The sequence below is a fragment of the Streptomyces tremellae genome (assembly GCF_039540215.1).
Taxonomy (GTDB): Bacteria; Actinomycetota; Actinomycetes; order Streptomycetales; family Streptomycetaceae; genus Streptomyces; species Streptomyces tremellae.
The window spans coordinates 31,702-52,130 of the sequence record NZ_BAABEP010000047.1 but is presented as its reverse complement, the minus strand read 5'-3'; the positions used below and the strand labels follow the sequence as shown (position 1 = coordinate 52,130).

Annotated in this window: 17 protein-coding genes; 7 read left to right on the top strand and 10 right to left on the bottom strand. The window is 74.3% G+C overall.

What is annotated here, in order from left to right:
* Window positions 1-210: 210 nt before the first annotated feature.
* A complete protein-coding gene (locus ABEA77_RS25485) occupies window positions 211-732 on the top strand; it encodes a sigma-70 family RNA polymerase sigma factor (protein WP_345652091.1) in 522 nt (173 codons plus the stop codon).
* A gap of 157 nt (window positions 733-889) precedes the next feature.
* A complete protein-coding gene (locus ABEA77_RS25480) occupies window positions 890-1,390 on the top strand; it encodes a hypothetical protein (RefSeq protein ID WP_345652088.1) in 501 nt (166 codons plus the stop codon).
* 24 nt (window positions 1,391-1,414) lie between these two features.
* On the opposite strand, the gene ABEA77_RS25475 is transcribed toward ABEA77_RS25480, so the two are convergent.
* From ABEA77_RS25475 to ABEA77_RS25465, 3 genes are all read right to left on the bottom strand, one after another.
* A complete protein-coding gene (locus ABEA77_RS25475) occupies window positions 1,415-3,667 on the bottom strand; it encodes an RICIN domain-containing protein (protein ID WP_345652085.1) in 2,253 nt (750 codons plus the stop codon).
* Window positions 3,667-4,905 (bottom strand): family 16 glycosylhydrolase, encoded by a 1,239-nt coding sequence (locus ABEA77_RS25470; protein WP_345652082.1) that lies wholly within the window; start codon window positions 4,903-4,905, stop codon window positions 3,667-3,669. Before ABEA77_RS25470 ends, ABEA77_RS25475 begins: the two co-directional genes overlap by 1 nt.
* A gap of 175 nt (window positions 4,906-5,080) precedes the next feature.
* Window positions 5,081-5,878, bottom strand: coding sequence for an alpha/beta fold hydrolase (locus tag ABEA77_RS25465; RefSeq protein WP_345652079.1), 798 nt, complete (start codon window positions 5,876-5,878; stop codon window positions 5,081-5,083).
* Between the two features lie 91 nt (window positions 5,879-5,969).
* On the opposite strand from ABEA77_RS25465, the gene ABEA77_RS25460 reads away from it, so the two are divergent.
* On the top strand, window positions 5,970-6,470 hold the full coding sequence (locus ABEA77_RS25460) for an SRPBCC family protein (protein WP_345652077.1): 501 nt from the start codon (window positions 5,970-5,972) through the stop codon (window positions 6,468-6,470).
* A gap of 159 nt (window positions 6,471-6,629) precedes the next feature.
* Window positions 6,630-8,027 (top strand): SpoIIE family protein phosphatase, encoded by a 1,398-nt coding sequence (locus ABEA77_RS25455; RefSeq protein ID WP_345652074.1) that lies wholly within the window; start codon window positions 6,630-6,632, stop codon window positions 8,025-8,027.
* A 27-nt stretch (window positions 8,028-8,054) separates the two neighbouring features.
* Here the strand turns inward: ABEA77_RS25455 and ABEA77_RS25450 are convergent, their stop codons facing one another.
* Window positions 8,055-9,551: a DNA-binding protein NsdB gene (locus ABEA77_RS25450; protein WP_345652100.1), complete on the bottom strand. Its 1,497-nt coding sequence runs from the start codon at window positions 9,549-9,551 to the stop codon at window positions 8,055-8,057.
* A 230-nt stretch (window positions 9,552-9,781) separates the two neighbouring features.
* On the opposite strand from ABEA77_RS25450, the gene ABEA77_RS25445 reads away from it, so the two are divergent.
* Window positions 9,782-10,885, top strand: coding sequence for an aminoglycoside phosphotransferase family protein (locus ABEA77_RS25445; RefSeq protein WP_345652071.1), 1,104 nt, complete (start codon window positions 9,782-9,784; stop codon window positions 10,883-10,885).
* Between the two features lie 151 nt (window positions 10,886-11,036).
* Here ABEA77_RS25445 and ABEA77_RS25440 read toward each other — a convergent pair whose 3' ends face one another.
* Both ABEA77_RS25440 and ABEA77_RS25435 read right to left on the bottom strand, forming a co-directional pair.
* Window positions 11,037-11,537, bottom strand: coding sequence for a glycosyltransferase family protein (locus ABEA77_RS25440; RefSeq protein ID WP_345652068.1), 501 nt, complete (start codon window positions 11,535-11,537; stop codon window positions 11,037-11,039).
* A gap of 95 nt (window positions 11,538-11,632) precedes the next feature.
* Entirely contained in the window at window positions 11,633-11,878 is a 246-nt protein-coding gene (locus ABEA77_RS25435; protein WP_345652065.1) for a DUF397 domain-containing protein, read from the bottom strand.
* Between the two features lie 170 nt (window positions 11,879-12,048).
* Between ABEA77_RS25435 and paaK the strand changes: the two genes are divergently transcribed.
* Complete coding sequence (gene paaK / locus ABEA77_RS25430) at window positions 12,049-13,341, top strand: phenylacetate--CoA ligase PaaK (RefSeq protein ID WP_345652062.1); 1,293 nt, start codon at window positions 12,049-12,051, stop codon at window positions 13,339-13,341.
* Window positions 13,342-13,398: 57 nt separating this feature from the next.
* On the opposite strand, the gene ABEA77_RS25425 is transcribed toward paaK, so the two are convergent.
* The 3 genes from ABEA77_RS25425 to ABEA77_RS25415 all read right to left on the bottom strand — a co-directional run bounded on the left by ABEA77_RS25425 (window position 13,399) and on the right by ABEA77_RS25415 (window position 16,569).
* The gene (locus ABEA77_RS25425) at window positions 13,399-14,577 is read right to left on the bottom strand and encodes a calcium:cation antiporter (RefSeq protein ID WP_345652059.1); all 1,179 of its coding nucleotides are present in this window, start codon (window positions 14,575-14,577) and stop codon (window positions 13,399-13,401) included.
* 112 nt (window positions 14,578-14,689) lie between these two features.
* Window positions 14,690-15,907: an MFS transporter gene (locus tag ABEA77_RS25420; RefSeq protein WP_345652056.1), complete on the bottom strand. Its 1,218-nt coding sequence runs from the start codon at window positions 15,905-15,907 to the stop codon at window positions 14,690-14,692.
* Entirely contained in the window at window positions 15,904-16,569 is a 666-nt protein-coding gene (locus ABEA77_RS25415) for a GntR family transcriptional regulator (protein WP_345652053.1), read from the bottom strand. Before ABEA77_RS25415 ends, ABEA77_RS25420 begins: the two co-directional genes overlap by 4 nt.
* 394 nt (window positions 16,570-16,963) lie before the next feature.
* Between ABEA77_RS25415 and ABEA77_RS25410 the strand changes: the two genes are divergently transcribed.
* Window positions 16,964-18,784, top strand: a complete 1,821-nt coding sequence (locus tag ABEA77_RS25410) for a serine hydrolase domain-containing protein (RefSeq protein WP_345652050.1) — start codon at window positions 16,964-16,966, stop codon at window positions 18,782-18,784.
* 60 nt (window positions 18,785-18,844) lie between these two features.
* Here ABEA77_RS25410 and ABEA77_RS25405 read toward each other — a convergent pair whose 3' ends face one another.
* Window positions 18,845-20,404, bottom strand: a complete 1,560-nt coding sequence (locus ABEA77_RS25405) for a phytoene desaturase family protein (protein WP_345652047.1) — start codon at window positions 20,402-20,404, stop codon at window positions 18,845-18,847.
* Between the last annotated feature and the right edge of the window lie 25 nt (window positions 20,405-20,429).

The window sequence follows — 20,429 nt, the reverse complement described above, 5'->3', positions numbered from 1 at the left end:
GTCGGCGCGCCGCCGCGCGGGATCGGGCGGAGGCCGGTGCCGGGCCGGCACGGGGGCGTACAGAAATCCGTCACTCCTTCGTCACCGGCCTCTTCCTACGCTCGACTCGTCGGGGCCCCCTGCCCGCGCGTCCCCTGGCCGGGCGGCGGGCGGCACAGCTCCGCGAGCGTGGCACCCGCACGACCTCCCCCCCTTCAGGAAACAGAGACCATGACGACGATCGCCGCTCCCGACGCCTCCCCCACCGCCCGCCGGGAACACCTCCTGCACGTTCTGGTTGCCGACCACGCCAAGGCGCTCCTCTCGTACGCGGAGCGGCTGCTGAGCGACCGGCACCTCGCCGAGGACATCGTCCAGGAGACGCTGATCCGGGCCTGGAACCACACGGAGCGCCTGTACAGCACCGAGGGATCGGTGCGCGGCTGGCTGCTGACGGTGACCCGCAACCTCGTGATCGACCGGATGCGCAGCGCGTCGTCGCGGTACGAGACGGTCGGCGCCGACAACCCTGACGTCACCCAGCGGGACCACGCCGACGCGGTGCTCGCGTCCGTGGACGCCCTGCACCTGCTGCGCCGGCTCTCGGCGGAGCACCGCGAGGTGCTCGTGCACACCTATCTGTGCGGCAGGACCGTGCAGGAGACCGCCGGGATACTCGGCGTGCCCGTCGGCACCGTCAAGTCGCGCCAGCACTACGCGCTGGGCAATCTGCGGGCCCGCGGCGGGCGCTGACCGCGCACCCGGGCGTGCGCCGGCTCCGCTCCCCACGTCCTCACCCGCTTCCGGCCGGGGCCCCGAGCCCTCTCCTCCTCTCACACGAGGGGGAGGCGCCCCGGGTTCGACGGGGCCGCGCGGTGACGCGGCGCGGCCTGCCGTGTTTGGATGCGGTGTGGCTCACGAGCGTGCGGGACAGGGCGGCTTCACCCCGGCCACCGGGCACGCGCCCGGCCCGGCCGATGCCGGCGCGCGCCGCGCCGAGGTGGCGGTGGCGTACGACGGGCTGCTCCAGATCCGCCGCCTGACCGGCTCGGGCCCCGGCGGTGCGGCGGCCACGCCCGCCGCCTGGGAGCGGTCGCGTCCTGTGCGTGCGGTGGCGCTGGTACTGGAGGCTGCGGGCCTCCCGCCGTCCGCCGTGGACGCGCGGGGCGCGCGGACGGCCGCGGGCTACGCGGTACGGGACGGGAAGCGCCCCGGCACGGCGGTGGTGGAGTGGCTCGGCCCGGCCGGCTCGGGCGCGGCGCTCGGCGAGGAGGACGGGCTGCGTCGGTGCGCCGGGGTGCTGGAACGCCACGGCTGGGAGGCGCTGCTCTACCGGGGGCCGCGGCGGCGGCGCCATCTGGAGGTCGAACCGGCGGACGCCGGGCCCGCGGTGCGGGGCCCGGCGTCCTGAGCGGTCGTGCGGGGTGCGGCCGGGTCAGGGGTAGCTGACCAGGTTGGCCACGTTGGAGGAGGAGTCGGCTGGTCCCCCGCGGTCGTTGATGACGTGCCTGATGGTGCCCGTGCCGCCGAGGGACACTGAGACCATGTCGTGGAACGTGACGCCCGTCGTGTGCGGCACCTCGAAGGAGTGCTCCGCGGTGACGGACGGGTTGGTGCTGAAGAAGCAGTAGCTGCCGAGGCCCCACGCCTCGTGGCTGGTGACGCCGTCGGCCACCTTGTAGGCGGGGTAGCCCTGTTGGCTGCCGTCCATCCAGGAGGCCTGGTTCGGCGGGTCGTAGGGCATCTCGTTCTGGAAGAAGTACGTGCGGCCGCCGTTGGCGTTCCAGACCACCTGGTCCTTCTCGTAGTGCTCCACGAACAGGCCGTACATGGTGACGTCCGCGCCGTTGACGACGAGCCCGGTGTCGGCGGTGTTGGTGTTCCAGCCGACGCCGTTGCCGTGGTCGGCGCGCCAGAGCCACATGTGGTCGCCGATGACGTCGCGGCTGTTGATGACCAGGGTGGTGGTGGCCCTGCCGACGCCCGCGCCGCCGATGCGGAAGAACACGTCGCTCAGCTCGGTCGGGTCGGAGGCGTGGTTCGCGTTCGAGCCGTCGGGCCCGATCTCCATCAGGCGGGCGGAGTTGGCGGCGCCCGCGTCGATGAGCAGGCCCGCCAGTCTGACGCCGCCGACGTCGGCGGTCCTGACCGCTTCGATGCCGTTGTCGGGTACGAGGGTGGCGAGGCCGAGCCCGAGGACGACGGTGCCGGCGCGGGTGATGTCAAGCGTCTGGCCGAGGTGGTAGACGCCGGGCGTCACGAGCAGGTTCTTGCCCTGGGCCAGTGCGTTGTTCATGTCGGCCGCGGTGGCGCCCGGCTTGACGACGAAGAACTGGCTCAGGGGCAGGGACGTGCCGGGCGGGTTGCCGTTCTCCCAGGTGGTGCCGGTGGCGGCCGTGCGCTGGGCCGGTACGAAGACGTTCCAGTCGCCTGCTCCGTCCACGTAGAGGAACGGCTTCTCCGCCACCTTCGGTGTCTGGTTGACGGTCGTGTAGGGCGGGTTGGGGAAGGAGTTGGCCGGCGCGTTGCGGTCGCCGACGAAGACCATGTTCCAGTTGGACCCGCTCCAGCTCCCCCAGGTGTCGTTGCGGGACAGCCACTGCTGCTGGGTGCCCGACCTGACCTGGCCGTCGATCGTGCTGTCGGCCATGAAGCCGCCGCTGGCCCAGCCGCCGTCGTCGAGCGCGAGGTTGCCGCGCACGTGCATGCGGCGGTACGGGGCGGCCTGCGAGACGGCCCAGCGGTCGGTGCCGCCCGTGGGGGTGACGGAGAGGTTCTCGGCGTCGCGCCAGAAGTTCTGGGTGGCGTTGTTCGGCGGGAACCAGTCGGCCTCCGCGTGCACCGCGCCGGTGATGTTGACGTCGTCGGGGCTGAGGCCGAGGCCGGCCACCTGGGTGTAGAAGCCGACGTTGACGTCGGCGCTGTAGTTGCCGGGGCGGAAGAGGAACGCCTGCCGCTGGGTGCCGAACTGGTTGGTCTCCTGCTGGTTGAAGACCGAGGTCAGCTTGGACTGGATGCTCGACGCGGACATCGAGGGGTCGAAGACCGTGACGTTCGGGCCGAGGTCGGGGGTGCCGGGGGGCGGCGGCGGGTCGGCCGGCTGCAGGGTGAACGACTGGGCCGCGGTGCCGTTGCAGGTGTACTGGCCGAGCTGGACGCTGTCGGCGGTGGAGGCGGCGGGCACGTCGAGGCACTTGCCGCTGTTGCGGTTGACGAAGTGGTACGAGCCGGTGGACTCGGCGACGGGCAGCCACTGCTGATTGTCGCCGCCCGTGTAGTTCCACAGCTGGATCCTCGCGTTGTCGGCGGTGGAGACATCGGTGACGTCCCAGGCCTGCGCGGGGGCGTTGCGGTTGCCGATCTGGTAGTAGCCGCCGCTGGTCGCGGTGAACTGCCAGTTCTGGGCGGTGGTGCCGTTGCAGGCGTACTGCTGGACGGCGGTGCCGTTGGCGGTGGCCGCGGCAGCGGCGTCCACGCACTTGCCGCTGCCCTTGCCGACGACGTTCAGCCAGCCGTTGGGCACGGCGTCCGCGCGGGCGGGCGCGGCGGCCGCCGCGCCGTGCGGGACGACGAGGACCGAGGCGCACAGCGCGGCCGCGCCGGCGAGCGCGGCGAGCAGCGCGCGCAGCGGCCGGCTCCTCGGCCCGGCGGCCGCGGCGGTGTGCCGGGCCGCGCGGGAGGGTGCCATCAGTTCACCGTCCACTTCTGGTTGGCGGTGCCGGTGCAGGTCCACAGCTGGAGCCGGGTGCCGTTGGCCGAGCTCTGGCCTGTGGCGTCCACGCACTTGTTCGCCTGCGGGTTGGTGATGTCGTGTGCGGCGTTGGGCGTGAACTTCTGGTTGGGGCCGCCGGTGCAGTCCCACAGCTGGAGCTGCGTGCCGTCCGCTGTGCCGTTGCCCGTGGCGTCGAGGCACTTGCCGAGCGCCTGCAGGGTGCCGTCCGAACCGACCGTCCATGCCTGGGCGTTGGAGCCGTTGCAGGCGTAGAGCTGTACGGGGGTGCCGTTGGCGTTGCTCGCGGCGGCGACGTCCATGCACGTGCCGCCGACGCCGGTGATGGTGTGGGTGCCGGCGGGCGGCGGTGTGGTGTTGCTCGTGGTGACGTGGACGTAGTCCACGACGAGCTGGGAGGGGAAGGGGGTGGAGCCGTCAGGGTCGCCGGGCCAGTAGCCGCCGACGGCGAGGTTGAGGATCAGGAAGAACGGCTTGTTGAACGCCCAGCTCTTGCCGCCGAGGTCGGCGGGTGTACGGGTCTCGTAGGCGTGGCCGTCCACGGACCAGGTGACGGAGTTCGGCGACCAGTCGACGGCGAAGGTGTGGAAGGCGTCGGCGAACGCCTGGCCGCCGGGGAGGGTGTAGCCGGCGCCGATGCCGTCGGACCCGGAGTAGCCGGGGCCGTGGATGGTGCCGTGCACGGAGCCGGGCTCGAAGCCGACGTTCTCCATGATGTCGATCTCGCCGCTGTTGGGCCAGCCGACGCTGCCGATGTCGTCGCCGAGCATCCAGAAGGCGGGCCACATGCCCTGGCCGCGCGGGATCTTCATCCGGGTCTCGACGTGGCCGTACTGCGCGGAGAACTTGCCCGAGGTGTTGAGGCGGGCCGAGGTGTACTCGCACCGGCCGTACCAGCACTGGTAGTTGCCGGGGTTCTCCTTGCGCGCCTCGATCACCAGGTGGCCCTGGCCGTCCAGCTTCGCGTTGGCGTTGCCCGGGGTGTAGTACTCGCGCTCGTGGTTGTTGACGTTGTCACCGGTCTCGGTGTTCCACTTGCTGCCGTCCGGGCCCGCTCCCGCCGGGCCGTCGAAGTCGTCGGTGAACGTCGCGGCGGCGTGCGGTGCCGCGGTGGCCGCGGTGGCGGCGGTGGGGAGCGCGGCGACGGCGCCGGAGCAGCACAGGAGGGCCGCGGCGGACAGCGCGAGTCTTCGCATCCATCGGGTTCGCACAGGTCATCACATCGCTTCTGGTGGGGACGGGCGAGAAGGGCGTGCGACGTACAGAGCCGGCCGACGGCCGGCCCTCTGGGGGTCCGGCCGTCGGCGCTTATTTCAGTTCTTGATTTAAGGCATGGCGCATGTGCACGTCAAGACGCTGGTATGGACCAGCTCAGCCGTTCCCCGCCCGCTCCAGATGCGCCGTCAGGAGCGCCGTGACCTCGGCGGGCCGCTCGGCCGACGCGAGGTGGCCGCCCTCCACCACGTCGAGCCTGGCCCCCGGGACGGCGTCCGCGAGCTCGCGGCCGTGCGAGACCGGGGTCGCGACGTCGCCCGCCCCCGCGATCACCTGCGTGGGCGCGGCGATCGAGCCGAGGGCGTCGCGCACGTCGAAGGCGGCGAGCGCGTCGCAGCAGGCCGCGTACCCCGCGGGGTCCGCCGCCGCGTGGTCCGCGAGCAGGGCGGCGCCGCGCGGTGTGGTGGCCGTCTCCGGGTCGGCGAACCAGCGGCCGGGGGCGGTGGCGACGAGGGACGCCACCCCCTGCTCCCTCACCAGCGCCGCGCGTGCGCGCCACGGCTCGGCACCGCCGAAGTGCGCGGAGGTGCACACGAGCGCCAGCGAGGAGACGCGCTCGGGGTGGTGGATCGCCAGGTACGTGCCCACGGCGCCGCCGAGCGAGACCCCCGCGTAGTGGAAGGCGCCGATGCCGTACCGGTCGGCGAGGCCGAGCACCAGGTCCGCGAGGTCCGCCACGGAGGTCTCTCCCGGCTCCGGGTGCGGCAGGGCGGCGGACGGGGTGCCGCCGTGGCCCGGCAGGTCGTAGCGCACCACCCGGTGGGCCCGGCCGAGGGCGGCGAGCTGGGGCACCCACAGGTCGAGCGAAGTGCCGAGCGAGGGCCCGAGGATCAGGGCGGGCGCGCCTTCCGGGCCCTCGACGTCGTGGTGCGGGGCAGCGGCGGTATCGATCACCCGGCCATCCTCTCAGGGGCCCGTGCGGCACACGAGGGCGCGGTACGGTCGGGGCACGGCCCTACCCGTTGGTAACCAGATCGGAGCCGCCATGCCGCGCACCTTCACCGTTTCGGACAGCGTCGTCGTCGCGAGGCCGCCGCTGGCGGTCTACGAAGAGGTCAGCAGTGTCTGGCAGATGGACCGCTGGAGCCCGGAGAACCGGGGTGCCCGGGTGCACGGCGGGCAGCGTCCGGCCGAGGTCGGCATGGTCTTCGACGGACGCAACCGGCGCGGCCGTTCGTCGTGGACGACCCGCTGCACGGTCCTCGCGGCCGACCCGGGCGAGCGCTTCGCCTTCCGGGTCGGCGCGATCGGGCTCCGCTCCCCGCGGCTGCGCGGGCCCATCGCCACCTGGGAGTACCGCTTCGAGGCGGTGCCCGGCGGAACCCGGGTCACCGAGACCTGGACCGACGACCGGCGCGGTTGGCCCGATCCGGTGGCCCGCGTGTTCGACCGGATCGCGACGGGCGGCCACACGTTCGCCGACTTCCAGCGGCGCAACATCGCCACCACGCTGCGCAACCTCAAGGCGGCCCTGGAGGCCGCCTAGCAGGGGGCGCGCCCCCGCGGACCGCCTTGGGCATATGCCACACGCACGCACGTATCGAGTGTTGCCAAATGGCTTACGGGACACCTGCCGCTGTGCGAGAGTCAGGGGGTCAAGCACCCGGACGCGTCCGACGGCGCGCCCCGTACCCGGAGTAGCCCGATGCCGTCCTCCCTCTTCGCGGACCCTCCGACCCCGCCGTCCGGGCGCGGTCCCGTGGACGCGCTCATCACGCAGGCCCGCAGGCTGCGCGGCGAGGTCGACGCGGTGCGGCGGGACGCGGCGGCGGAAGACGACACACTGTGGCGCTGGCAGCGGGCACTCTGCGACCTGGCCGTCCACCAACTCGACGATCTCGGCGCGCACTTGGACCAGCTGCGGGCCGGTCGGCCGACCGGCGCACCCCCGTGTGCCGGGCAGGCGCGTGAGGCGGACCCGGGCGCCGCGGCGCGCACCGGGCCGCTGACCGGCCGCGTCGGCAGCGCGGAGTGGAACCTCCTCACGGACGAGGTCAGCTGGTCCGACGAGCTGTACGGCATCCTCGACCGCCCCCGCGCGGCCGGGCCCATGTCGCTGGACGAACTGCCGTCGCTGGTGTTCGCGGAGGACCGGGCCCTGCTCGCCTCGATGGTGACGGGGTGTCTGGTCGACGGGCGCCCCGTGGACGGCGAGTTCCGCGTGGTGCACGCCTGCGGCCGGGTCCGTACGGTGCACATGATGGGCGAGCCGGTACTCGACGCCGCGGGCCGCGCCGCGTCGATGTGGGCGGTCGTGCGGGACGTGAGCGACCTGCGCCGCGGCGAGCGCGTGGTCAGGGCCTCCCGTGCCCTCGTCCCCAGGGACGCGGGGCCGGCCGGGCCGCGCGGGCGCGTCCTGGCGCTCCCCGACGCGGTGCTGCAGGACCCCGGCGGCGCGGGGCCGCGGGCCGGGGGGCCGGCGCCACTCGATGTCGCCGCCTACTGCCCGCAGGGCGGGGGCGGGCCGCTCCTCGGCGGCGACTGGTACGACGTTTTCGAACTGCCGGACGGTGACACCCTGCTGGCCGTGGGCGACCTCGCCGGGCACGGGGCGGCGACAACCTCCTCCGTGGCGATGGTCCGCGGTGCGCTGCGCGGCCTGGCCGTCGCGGGCATCGGGCCGGGACCCGCGCTCGGCCATCTCGACCGGCTTGTCGAGGCGCAGGAGCAGCCCTCGCTCGGCAGCGCGCTCTGCGCGAGGCACCGGCAGGAGGCCGGCACGTTCTCCTGGGCGCAGGCAGGGCTTCCCGCGCCGGTCCGCTTCCGGGACGGCGCCGGCTCCCCGCTGGCCCGTCCCGAAGGGGTCCTGCGGGGCGCCGCCGCGGGTGGCTCGTACGCGCAGGAGGACGCCGAACTGCTGCCGGGCGACGTGCTGGTGCTGTACACACCGGCGCTCGCCGCCGACGCGCACCCCCGACTGCTCGCGCTGGCGCCCCGGCTGTCGGCCGCCCGCTCGGCGCGGGAGTGCGCTGCCGTACTCGCGGCCGCGTTCGACGGCCCGCGCACGGACGACGCGTGCGTGCTGGTCGCGCGGGTTTCCTGAGCCCGGCGGGGCGCCGCGCGGCCCCGGCTACACGCTCGCTCCGCGGGCCCGCTGCGGGGCCTTCGGCAGGGCGGTCTCGATCTCGTCGCGCAGGTCGTCGGTGGCGGAGTGGCCCGCGTACCTGCCGGTGAGCCGGTACATCTCGCGCAGCCTGTGCCAGGTGCGGTGGGAGGAGGTCTCCCCGATCGACACCAGCGCGAGGCGGGCGTAGCGGTCCGCCTCCTCCGGGTCCCCGCCGATGAAGCACGCGGACGCCATCGACAGGTAGTCGAAGATCGTGGACCTCTTGCGGCTCTTGGCCCGCAGGTCGAGCGCCTTGAGGGCGTGCCCGCGCGCCGTCGCCGCCGCCGCCGGGTCGTGGTCGGCGAGCGTCCGGAAGGCGAGCGCCTCCATGCCGTGCAGGTCCGCCTCGTCGAACATCTCCATCCAACTGGGCGCGTCCTCGCCCTCGCCGCGGTCGGCGACGAACAGCTCCTCGGCCTCGCCCAGGGTGCGGCGCATCGCCCGGCCGTCGCCCAGGGCCGCCTCGGCCCACGCCTCGACGGTCCGCAGCATGGCCCGCGTCCTCGGCAGCGCGCGGCCGCCGGACCCGGAGGCGGCGAGCTTCATCAGGTCCAGCGCGTCGTCGGGCCTGCCGAGGTGGACCATCTGGCGCGCGGCCCTGGACAGCGCCTCACCGGCGCGCGGCCGGTCGCCGCCCTCGCGCGCGGCGTGCGTGGCGATGACGAAGTACTTCTGCGCGGTGGGTTCGAGCCCCACGTCGTGGGACATCCAGCCGGCGAGCACCGCGAGGTTCGCCGCGACACCCCACAGCCTCCGCTGGATGGGCTCCGGGTGGCGGTAGGCGAGCATGCCGCCCACCTCGTTCAGCTGGCCCACCACGGCCTTGCGCTGGAGGCCGCCGCCGCGTGCGGCGTCCCAGGCGCGGAAGACCTCGACGGACCGCTCCAGCGCGTCGATCTCCTGGGAGCCGACGGGTGCGGCCTCGTAGCGGTCGAACCCGGCCGCTTCGGCGTGCGGTGCGAGGGTGGCCGCGGGGGCGTCGGCGGCCAGTACGGGGTCGGCGTGCAGCCAGTCGTACATGGCGCCGCTGAGTGCGGAGCCTGCGGTGAGCGCGGCGCCCGCGCCCATCAAGCCGCGTCGGTTGAGCATGAGGTCCATTCCCGTGAATTCGGTGAGGACCGCCGCCGTCTGCTCAGGCGCCCACGGCAGTTCGTCGGGGTTCTTCTCCCTGCTCCCGGCGTCCCGCCGCTTCCCCGGGCGCCGGGTGCGTACGAACCCGAGGTCCTCGATGGTCACGACACGGCCGAGCCGCTCGGTGAACAGAGCCGCGAGCACCCGCGGGACCGGATCGCGCGGGGTCTCCCCCATGTCGATCCACCGCCGCACCCGCGAGGTGTCGGTGGACAGCTGCGGGTGGCCCATGGCCGCCGCCTGCTTGTTCACCAGCCTCGCGAGCTCGCCCTTCGACCAGCCGGCCAGGCCGAACAGGTCCGACAGGCGGGTGTTGGGTTCTCCACTCACAATCAAGCCCCCAGGATCTCGGCTGACTTGACAGTAGCCCCCTGGCAGATGCGTCGCGACTATTCGCCAGGGTTCGCCAGGGTCCGCCAGATGGTGTGCCACCCGCGCGCCGGTGTCAGGTAGGAAGGCGCCACCCCGCCCCTGCGGCCCCTGGTACTCCCCAGGGTGCCGGGGCGCAGCGGCGGAGGGCGCGCGCAACTCGTCGGCACACGAAGGGATCTGTCTCGCCCATGTACACAGCATCGGCCTCCGTGTCCGCCCCGTCACGCCCGACGCGCACCATCATGCCGGGCGCGGGGCCCTACGCCGCTCCCGGCCAGGGGCGGCGCCCCGCGGGCGCGGTCACGCATCAGGTCAGCGGGAGACTCGACCTCTCGGGGGCGCAGGGCGCGCAGCTGCGGACGGCGGTCGCCTCGGTGCTGCGGATCTGTCCCGAGTTCCACCCCGCGCAGGTGCTGCGCCGCAGCGGCCGCTCGGTCCTGCTGGTGGGCTCCGCGGGGCGGGCCACCGTCGTCGCCAAGTGCCTGCTCGACCAGTCGCCGCTGTGGGCGGAACGGTTCCGCCACGAAATAGCGTCGTACCGCGCCTTCGTGAGGCACCGTCCGCCGGTGCGGGCGCCCCGGCTGGTGGCGGCGGACCCGGACGGCGGCGCGCTGGTACTCGAACGCGTCCCCGGCCGCCCCGCGGGCCTGGCAAGGCATCCGCTGCAGGCACCGGCACGCGCGGACGTGCGCTCGGTGCTCGGCGCGATCACCCGGCTCAACGCCTGGCAGCCGCCCGCGGGCCGCTTCGACGCCCCGCTCGACTACGCGGCACGCCTCTCCCGCTACCACGAGCTCGGCCTCTTCACCGACCGGGACCTCGGCGACCTCCAGAAGCTGCTGCACGGCATCGCCGCCGAGCGCGGCACCGCGCGCCAGTTCTGCCACGGCGACGCCCTGCTCTCGAACATCCTGATGTCCCCGACCGGTCCCGTGCTGGTCGACTGGGAGCACGCGGGCTGGTACCTGCCCGGCTACGACCTGGCAACGTTGTGGGCGGTCCTCGGCGACGACGCGCAGGGGCGGCGCGAGATCAGCAAGCTCGCGCAGCAGGCGGGGCCCGCCGCGCGCGACGCCTTCCTCGTCAACCTGATGCTGGTCCTCACCCGCGAGATCCGGATGTACGAGACGGCGGTGCAGCGGACCCTGCGGGAGGCGCCGGCGACGGGCGCCGCCGCGGCGACGCAGAGCGGCCTCGCGCCGGGCGAGGAGCAGCGGCTGCTGCTGCGCCGTCTGCACGACGACTGCGCCCTGGCGCGGCGCGCGGTGCGCGCGGCGGTCGGTACGCGCTGAGCGCGCACGGGGCGGGTCGCCGGGCGAGTGCGCCCGGCCCGCCGCCGCGCGGTGCGGCGCGCCGTGCGCGGGTCGGGGACCCTGAGCGAGGAGCACGGCCGACGCGCCGCCCCCGAGGGGGACTTCGGTGCCGCAGTCGCGCCCGCAGGGGTCAGTCCTGCTGGAACAGCTCGGCGGGCAGCGGCTTGAGCAGCGCGTAGAGGTCGTCCGTGATGGGCCGGTCCCAGCTGGCGATGGTCACGAGGACGTTGTCGCTGCGGTCGAACTGCACGCAGGAGATGCGGCTCTCGGAGAGCTTGAGGCGGCGTACGATCAGCAGGTTGTCCCCCTGCATCACCGGGGTCTCGTCGCTGCCCGTGACCTCGACGGGATCGTCGTTCTCCAGCGCGAGCAGCAGCTGCGCCACCTCGAAGGGGACCTGGCCCTCGCCGAGCTCGCGGGCGGGCGAGCCCTCCGGCAGGTTGCCGATGATCATCGCGGGACCGCGGCCGCCGAACAGGTCGTACCGGAGGAAGACGCCCTGGCAGCTGCCGTCGGGAGCGGGCAGCAGACCGGCTCCGAGATTGCCCGGCCAGTCGCCGGGGTCCATGGCCAGGACGTCGAAGTCGGGGCCCGCGGGCGTGGCTGCGCTGCGGCGGCGGAGGAAGGACATCACCCCATCGTAAGGGTTTCGCCGCACCGCCCCGAGCGGGGTGCGCGCGGCGCGCGGCGTCCTTCCGCGCGCGCCAGGGGCGGTGCGCGGCCGGGTCAGGTGAGGTCGAACTCGCCGTCGCGCGCGTTGATGACGAACGCCCGCCACTCCGCCGGGCTGAAGATCAGCGAGGGGTTCTCGGGACGGCGCGCGTTGCGCATCGCCACGAAGCCCTCGACGAAGGCGATCTGCACGTCTCCCGCTCCCTGGCTGCCGGAACGCCAGTCCGCGCCGGTCAGATCGAGGTCCTGCGCGTCCCGTTCCGCACCTGTCCTGTGGACCCCGGTGGTGCTCTCGGCCACTGCGTGCTCCTCCCGCTGTTCGTCCCCTGGCCAGCGTAGCGACGCCCGCACCGCCCCGACAGGGCGCGGACGGCGGCGGTCGCACGGCTCTTGACGGTCGGCCGCGGTGGCTGGATAACGTGGTTCCGGACCGCTCTACCGAATGATCGGTCGACAGGAGGGAGTACGCCGTGGAACTTCTGCTCGACCCCGGGGAGCGGCTGAGCCGCGCGGAACTCGGCGCGCTCCAGCTGGAGCGGCTGCGGGCCACGCTCCGGCACGCCTACGAGCACGTCGGCTTCTACCGGCGGGCCTTCGACAAGGCGGGCCTGCGCCCCGAGGACTGCCGCTCGCTCGCGGATCTGGGCCGCTTCCCGCTGACCGCCAAGACGGACCTGCGGGAGAACTACCCGTTCGGCATGTTCGCGGTCGACCGGTCCGCGATCCGCCGCATCCACGCCTCCAGCGGTACGACGGGCCTGCCGACGGTCGTCGGGTACACCGAGCGCGACCTGGACACCTGGGCGGACATGGTGGCGCGCTCCCTGCGGGCGGCGGGCGCACGGCCCGGCCACAGGGTGCACGTGGCCTACGGGTACGGCCTGTTCACGGGCGGCCTCGGCGCGCACTACGGGGCGGAGCGGCTGGGCTGCACGGTGATCCCCGCCTCGGGCGGCATGACCGCGCGCCAGGTGCAGCTGATCAGGGACTTCGAGCCCGAGGTCATCATGGTGACGCCCTCGTACATGCTGACCCTGCTCGACGAGTTCGAGCGGCAGGGCGTGGACCCGCGCTCGACGTCGCTGAAGGTCGGCGTCTTCGGCGCCGAGCCGTGGACGGAGGAGATGCGGCACGAGATCGAGGAGCGGTTCGGGCTGGACGCGGTCGACATCTACGGCCTCTCCGAGGTGATGGGCCCGGGGATCGCCCAGGAGTGCGTGGAGGCCAAGGGGTCGCTCACGATCTGGGAGGACCACTTCTACCCGGAGGTCGTGGACCCGTTCACCGGGGAGGTGCTGCCGGAGGGCGAGGAGGGGGAGCTGGTCCTGACCTCGCTGACGAAGGAGGCCGTGCCGGTGGTCCGCTACCGGACCAGGGACCTCACCCGGCTGCTGCCTGGCGACGCGCGCGTCTTCCGGCGGATGGCGAAGGTGACGGGGCGCTCCGACGACATGGTGATCCTGCGGGGCGTCAACCTCTTCCCGACACAGATCGAGGAGATCGTGCTGCGCACGCCCGGCGTGGCGCCGCACTTCCAGCTGCGGCTGACCCGGGAGGGCCGGCTCGACGCGCTGACGGTGCGGGCCGAGGCGCGCCCCGGCGCGGATCCCGGTCTGCGGGCCGAGGCGGCGCGGTCGATCGCGGCGGCGGTCAAGGACCGCGTGGGGGTGTCCGTGGCGGTGGAGATCGTGGAGCCGGAGTCGCTGGAGCGCTCGGTGGGCAAGATCCGCCGGATCGTCGATCTGCGGGAGCCGCGCCCCTGAGCCGCGGCCGGGCGCGGGGCCAGGCAGCGGGCGCGGGGCCAGGCAGCGGGCGCGGGGTCAGGGGCTGACCGCGAGGAAGACGAACGCCGCGCAGAGCACCAGGTGCACCCCGCCCTGGAGCAGGGTCGCGCGGCCCGGCAGCACGGTGAGGCCGCTGACGATCAGGGTCAGCGCGAGCAGCACCATGTGGGTGGGGCTCAGGCCGAGGACGAGCGGCCCCTTGATCCAGACGGTGGCGAGCGTGATCGCCGGGATGGTCAGGCCGATGCTGGCGATGGCGGAGCCGTACGCGAGGTTGAGGCTGGTCTGCACGTGGTCGCGGCGGGCGGCCCGCACCGCGGCGAGCGTCTCGGGCAGCAGCACGAGCAGGGCGATGACCACCCCGACGACGGCCTGCGGCAGCCCGGCGGACTCCACACCTGACTCGATGGTCGGGGAGACCGCCTTCGCGTCGCCGACGACGGCGACCAGCGCCACGAGCAGCAGGAGGAGGCTGAGCAGCGCGGCGCGGCCGCTGGGCCGCACATGCCGCTCGCCGTCGTCGTCCTCCCCCGCGCCCCCGCCGGGCTCCTCCTCCGGTGCATCGCCGTCACCGCCCGCGCGGAAGTCCTCACGCGGGCGTCCCGTGTCGTCGACCGGGAGGAAGTACTCGCGGTGGCGCACGGTCTGCACGCTCACGAAAAGCCCGTAGAGGGCGAGCGCCGTGAGCGCGGCGAAGACGAGCTGCGTGCCGGAGAAGCGCGGCCCCGGCGTGCTGGTGGTGAAGGTCGGCAGGACAAGGCCGAGGGTCGCGAGGGTGCCCACGGTGGCGAGCGCGGTGCTCGCCCCCTCGGCGCTGAACACGGCGACGCGCCGGCGCAGCGCGCCGATGAGCAGGCAGACGCCGACGATGCCGTTGGTGGTGATCATGACGGCGGCGAAGACGGTGTCGCGGGCCAGGGAGTGGCTCTTGGCGCCCCCGTCGATCATCAGGGTGACGATGAGGGCCACCTCGATGAGGGTGACGGCGACGGCGAGCACGAGCGAGCCGAACGGCTCACCCACCCGGTGGGCGACCACCTCCGCATGGTGGACCGCGGCCAGGACCGCGCCCGCGAGGCAGAGCGCGACGAGGGCCACGGCGAAGCCGGGCAGTCCCTTGCGGCCCCAGCTCAGGACCAGGGCGATCACGGCGACGACCGGCACGGCGACGGTCCAGCGGGACAGCACGGTCCGCAGGGTGATGCGCGTCGTCATGTCCGACACGCTGCCAGAGGCCGGCGCAGCGCGCGCGTCGGAGCGGGGCGGGGTGCCCCGCCCCGGGGTGCCGCCGTCCGCGGGAGGTCTCCCGCGGACGGCGGCACCGGCGTCAGACCCGTACCGGTACGGGAGCCTCCGCCTCCGCCCGGGAGACGCGGCGGCGCGCGCCGGCCGAGACGACGGCCAGGCAGCCGGCCGCGATCACCGCGACAGCCGTGAGCAGCACCGGGTAGGACACCCACGAGGAGATCAGCGCGAGCACGGTCGGCAGCAGGAACCCGGCGTACGTGAGGGTGTAGTACACGCCGGTCAGGCCCGCGAGGTCGTCCGCCGAGGCGATGCGCTGCACCTCAAGCAGACCGGTGACCAGGGCGACGCCGTATCCGGCACCGAGGACGACGGCCGCGGCAAGGGCGAGCCAGGGCGAGCGCAGCTCGGCGTCGACGGCGCATACGACGGCACCCGCGAGGAGCACGGCCATGGCGACGACACCGGGGTTCGGCCCGCCCGCCGCGCGGTCGAGGCGCTTGGCGAGCGGCTGCACCGCCACGCCCGTGCCGAGGTAGAGGACGGTCAGCGCGGTCGCGTAGACGAGGCCCCAGGGGCCGAGCCGGTCGTCCACCAGCTGGGGCATCACCGCGTAGGCGAGCCCGGCCGCGCCGAAGACCCAGGGCGCCATCGGCAGCACGAGCAGCCGGAAGCGGCTGCGGCCGTACGCGGGCACCCGCAGGTCGCCGAGCAGGCTGCCGCGCGGCCCCTCGGCGGCACGGGTCTCCGGCACCCGCGGCAGCAGGGCCAGGGCGGGCAGGGTGAGCGCCACGTGCACGACGTACGGCAGGACCATCGGCCAGGGGCCCCACTGGGCGAGGACGCCCGCGACCCCCGCGCCGAGCCCGAACCCCGCGGTCAGCCAGAGCGAGGCGAGCCGGGCTCCGGTGGCCGGGTCGGCGGCGCCCGCGGACAGTTCCTTGACCCAGCTGCTGCCGACGGACATCGCGATGCCGACGGCGACACCGGTGAGCAACCGCCCCGCGTAGATCGGCAGCGGTCCGTCGGCGCCGAAGGCGAGGACGGCGCTGGCGACGGCGGAGACCGCGGTGCCCGCGACCATGACGCGGCGCCTGCCCCAGCGGTCCGAGAGGGGGCCGGCGAGGAGCAGGCCGGGTATCAGGCCGACGACGTACGCGCCGAGGAACGCGTCGACGCTGAGCACGGAGTAGCCGCCGACGCGGCGGTACATCAGCAGGAGGGGGGTGAACTGGTTGCCGCCCCAGCCGCAGACGAACATCGCCCCGGCCACGGTGCGCGCGCGTCCGGCGCCGGTCATGCCGCTCCCCCGTCCCGGCCGGCCTGGTGGGTGCCGGTCAGGTGCGCGGCGAGCGCGGTCGCGAAGGCGGACGCGTCCCCGTCGAGCAGCAGCCCGAGCAGTTGGGCGTGCTCCTCGGCCAGCGCCCCGAGGCGTTCGGGGCGCGGCGCGAGCGCGGAGACGCTCATCCGGCGCTGGCGGTCGGTGAGGGTGCCGTAGAACCTGCTGGACAGGGCGTTGCCTGAGGCGTCGACCACCGCGCGGTGGAACTCCTCGTCGACCTCGGCGAACCCCTCGACGTCCCGCGCCGCGGCTCGGGCGCGCTGACCGTCGACCAGGTCCCGCAGGCACGCCTCGTGACGCGGGTCGAGGCCGCGCCGTGCGAGGCGGGCGGCCGCGGCGCTCTCCAGGGCCTGGCGCAGTTCGAGCACGTCCTCGGCCTCGCCGGGGGTGACGGGAACGACGACGGCGCCGCGCTTGGGGTGGAGTTCGAGCAGGTCCTCGCTCTGCAGGCGCAGGAACGCCTCCCGTACCGGGGTCCTGCTCAGGTGGGCGCGCTGGGCGATCTCGCCCTCGCTGATGAGGCTGCCGCCGGGGAGCCGGCCGGTGAGGATGAGGTCCTTGGTGAGCGCGTAGGCGGTGTCGGACGCCGAGGTCCGCGCCGTGCGCGTGGATGCGGGCATGATCCCCACCGTACCACCCTTGCATCTATGCATGGATACAAGAGTCCCTCACGATCGGCGTTCGCGGTCACCGGCACGAGGCCACCTCACCGCCCCGCGGACCCAACGGCCTCGCGCTCCTGGAGCACGCGCCGCCACCGCACGCCCCCGCGCGGCCCGACGGCCGCGCAGCCCTGAGACGGCGGCCACCCGCCGCTTGCCGCCGCGCCCGCACCGGAGCCCGTCACCCGTTACCCGGGCAACCCCCTCCCGGCCCGCCTGCGCCCGAATGGTCCGGCGCGTTCCGTCCGGTCCGGCGGGACTCGCCGCCCGAGGGTTGACATGTCCGCTCTCCCGCAAGAAAGTTTCAGCTGCTCGGTGAGGACCGAAAGATACTTTCAGGGGAAGGCGTCCGATGGCAGAAGACCTGACGGAGGATCATGCGGGTGCCGGCGCGGGCAGAGCGGTGAGCAGGCGCCTGTTCGGCGGCACGGCCCTCGCGCTCGGCGGCGCCCTCGCGCTCGGCCCGCTGCCGTTCGCGGGCGCCGCGCAGGCCGCCGCGCCCGTCGGGCGGCGCGCACCGGGCGCCACCACGCTGCGGCGCGGCACCCCGCGCGAGGCGGGCCTCCTCGCCGACGAGCTCGACCTGCTGGTGAGCGACGCGGAGAGTTACCTCGGCCCGTCGCCGCAGCACCCGTACTACGCGGGCGCGGTGCTGCTCGCGGGCCGGGGCGGCACGATCGCGCTGCACCGCGCCATCGGCAGGGCCGTCAGGTACGCGGACTACGACGCCGCCACCGACACCGCCCCGGAGTTCCCCGCCGACCGGCAGATCGACGCGGCCGAGGACACCGTCTACGACCTGGCCTCCCTCTCCAAGCTGTTCACCTCGGTCGTCGCCGTCCAGCAGATCGAGCGCGGGCGCCTCGACGTCGACGCGACGGTCGCGAGCTACCTCCCCGAGTACGCGGGCGGCGGCAAGCAGGACATCACCGTGCGCATGCTGCTCACGCACGTCTCGGGGCTCCAGGCCGACCTGCCGTTCTACGACGCGCAGGACCGCGCGGCCCGGCTCACCATGCTGTGGGACGAGGCACCGATCCACCGGCCGGGCACCGTCTACCTCTACTCCGACCTCAATATGATCTCCCTCCAGCTGGTGCTGGAGAAGATCACAGGACACCCGCTCGACCTGCTGGTGCGCGAGGGGATCACCGAGCCGCTCGGCATGACCGCCACCCGCTACAACCCGCCCGCCTCCTGGAAGCCGCGGATCGCCGCGACGGAGGTGCAGCGACCGCCGTGGTCCGCGCTCTCCCGGGGCCTCGTCTGGGGCGAGGTGCACGACGAGAACGCGTACGCCTTCGACGGCGTCGCGGGCCACGCCGGGGTGTTCTCGCGCGCGGGCGACCTGGCCGTACTCGCCCGTACGCTCCTCAACGGCGGCGCGTACGGCACCGCGCGCGTCCTGCGGCCCGAGTCGGTGAAGCTGATGTTCACCAACTTCAACACCGCGTTCCCCGGCGACGACCACGGCCTCGGCTGGGAGCTGTACCAGCACTGGTACATGGGCGCCATGGCGACGCCGACGACCGCGGGGCACACCGGCTTCACCGGTACGAGCATCGTCATCGACCCGACGACCGACTCGTTCCTGATCGTGCTCGGCAACTCCGTGCACCCGGTGCGCACCTGGCGCTCCGGCAGCGCGCCGCGGGTGGCGACGGGAAACCGGATGGCGCGGGCCGTGGCGGTCACGCCTCCCGAGGGCCGCACCGCCTGGTTCTCCGGGATGGCGAGCGCCACCAGCGCCACGCTCACCCTCCCCGACCTGGCGCTGTCGTCCGCGCACCCGCGCTACGAGGCGTCGCTGTGGTGGGACACCGAGCCCGCCTCCGACGCCGTGTACCTGGAGGCGTCGTCGGACGCGGGCGGCACCTGGACCGCCGTCCCCTTCGTCACCACGGGCGGCGGCCCGGCCCTCGACCACCGGGACGGCTCGGTGACCGGCTGGTCGGGCCGCGTCTGGCACGGCGTCAGCGCCGACCTCTCGGCCCACCGGGGCCGCGCCGTACGGCTCAGGTGGCGGTACACGACCGACAAGCTGTACGTGGGGCGCGGCGTGTACGTGGCGGGCCAGCGCGTCACGGACGGCGCGGGCACCGCCTTCGACGAGCGGCGCCGCGCCGACGCCGGGCGCGTGGCCGCGGACGGCTGGACGCGCTCCGCCACCTGACACACCGTCGGGCGCCACGGCGGCCGGTGCGAGGGCGCGCGGCGCGGGCCGCGTCCCCTCTCACCGGCCGAGCACCGCCATCGCCGCGTTGTGCCCTGGGACGCCGCTGACCCCGCCGCCGCGCACCGCCCCCGCGCCGCACAGCAGCACGCGCGGATGCGCCGTCTCCACGCCCCAGCGGCCCGGCACCGCGTCCGGACCGCCCGGCCCGTCCGAGCGGTCCGCCCAGGGGAAGGACAGGTCCCGGTGGAAGATGTGGCCGCCGGGCAGACCGAGTTCACGCTCCAGGTCAAGCGGGGTCTTCGCCTCCACGCAGGGGCGGCCCTCCGCGTCGCGCGCGAGACAGTCGGCCAGCGGCTCGGCCAGCCGCTCGTCCAGCTGCGCGAGGGTCGCGGCCAGCAGCCGCTCCCTGGCCGCTTCGTTGTCCCGTGCGAACAGCCGCGCGGGGGTGTGCAGGCCGAAGAGGGTCAGCGTCTGGAGACCCGCGGTGGCCTCCTCGGGACCCAGGATCGACGGGTCGGTCAGCGTGTGGCAGTAGATCTCCGAGGGTGGCGCGGACGGCAGGCGCCCCGCCGACGCCTCCCGGTACGCGGCCCCCAGCGCCTCGTACCCCTCGGCGACGTGCAGGGTGCCCGCGAACGCGTCACGCGGGTCCACGGAGGCGTCCCTGAGCCGGGGCAGCCTGCTGAGCACCATGTTGACCTTGAACTGCGCGCCCTCCGCCGGGGGCGGCGGCGCGTCGCCCACGAGCGCGGCGAGTTCCCGGGGAGAGGCGTTCACCAGCACGTGCCGGGCGCCGACGGTGTCTTCGCGGTCGCCCGTGCGGTAGGTCACCTCGGCGCCCGCCGCACCGGTCTCGACGCGTACCGCCTCGTGCCGGGTGCGGATCTCCGCGCCCGCCGCGCGGGCGGCGGAGGCGAGGGCGTCCGTCAGGGCGCCCATGCCGCCGACCGGGACGTCCCAGCTGCCGGTGCCGCCGCCGATGACGTGGTAGAGGAAGCAGCGGTTCTGGAGCAGGGAGGGGTCGTGCGCGTCGGCGAAGGTGCCGATCAGGGCGTCGGTGAGCACCACGCCGCGCACCAGGTCGTGCGCGAAGCGCCGTTCGACGGCGGCGCCGATCGGCTCCTCGAACAACATCCGCCAGGCGCCCTCGTCGTCCACCCGCTCCCGCAGCTCCGCACGGGTGGGCAGGGGCTCGGTCAGCGTGGGGAAGACCCGCTCCGCGACCCGCGCCGTGGTGCCGTAGAACTGCTCCCAGGCGACGTACTCGGCGTCGCCGCCGGTGAGTCCGGCGAGCGAGGCGCGGGTGCGCCCCTTCCCCACGAGCAGTCCGCCGTCCCCGTGCGGTGTGTACGAGGACACGCTCCTGCGCCGCACCGAGAACCGCAGTCCGAGGTCGCCGACGATCTTGTCAGGCAGCAGGGAGACGAGGTACGAGTAGCGGGAGAGGCGGGCGTCCACGCCGGCGAACGGCCGGGCGGAGACGGCCGCTCCCCCGGTCGCCCGGCGGCGTTCGAGCACCAGGACGGAGCGTCCTGCCCCGGCGAGGTAGGCGGCGGCGACCAGTCCGTTGTGGCCGCCGCCCACGATCACGGCGTCGTACGTGGTGAGTGCGGGCATGGCACTTCGTAACACGCGGCCGTCG

Excerpts from the sequence above, each read along its gene's own strand:
- ABEA77_RS25485 (WP_345652091.1), top strand. The coding sequence starts at position 211 with ATGACGACGATCGCCGCTCCCGACGCCTCCCCCACCGCCCGCCGGGAA.
- ABEA77_RS25475 (WP_345652085.1), bottom strand. The coding sequence starts at position 3,667 with ATGGCACCCTCCCGCGCGGCCCGGCACACCGCCGCGGCCGCCGGGCCG.
- ABEA77_RS25470 (WP_345652082.1), bottom strand. The coding sequence starts at position 4,905 with ATGCGAAGACTCGCGCTGTCCGCCGCGGCCCTCCTGTGCTGCTCCGGC.
- ABEA77_RS25460 (WP_345652077.1), top strand. The coding sequence starts at position 5,970 with ATGCCGCGCACCTTCACCGTTTCGGACAGCGTCGTCGTCGCGAGGCCG.
- ABEA77_RS25455 (WP_345652074.1), top strand. The coding sequence starts at position 6,630 with ATGCCGTCCTCCCTCTTCGCGGACCCTCCGACCCCGCCGTCCGGGCGC.
- ABEA77_RS25445 (WP_345652071.1), top strand. The coding sequence starts at position 9,782 with ATGTACACAGCATCGGCCTCCGTGTCCGCCCCGTCACGCCCGACGCGC.
- ABEA77_RS25440 (WP_345652068.1), bottom strand. The coding sequence starts at position 11,537 with ATGTCCTTCCTCCGCCGCCGCAGCGCAGCCACGCCCGCGGGCCCCGAC.
- ABEA77_RS25425 (WP_345652059.1), bottom strand. The coding sequence starts at position 14,577 with ATGACGACGCGCATCACCCTGCGGACCGTGCTGTCCCGCTGGACCGTC.
- ABEA77_RS25420 (WP_345652056.1), bottom strand. The coding sequence starts at position 15,907 with ATGACCGGCGCCGGACGCGCGCGCACCGTGGCCGGGGCGATGTTCGTC.
- ABEA77_RS25415 (WP_345652053.1), bottom strand. The coding sequence starts at position 16,569 with ATGCCCGCATCCACGCGCACGGCGCGGACCTCGGCGTCCGACACCGCC.
- ABEA77_RS25410 (WP_345652050.1), top strand. The coding sequence starts at position 16,964 with ATGGCAGAAGACCTGACGGAGGATCATGCGGGTGCCGGCGCGGGCAGA.
- ABEA77_RS25405 (WP_345652047.1), bottom strand. The coding sequence starts at position 20,404 with ATGCCCGCACTCACCACGTACGACGCCGTGATCGTGGGCGGCGGCCAC.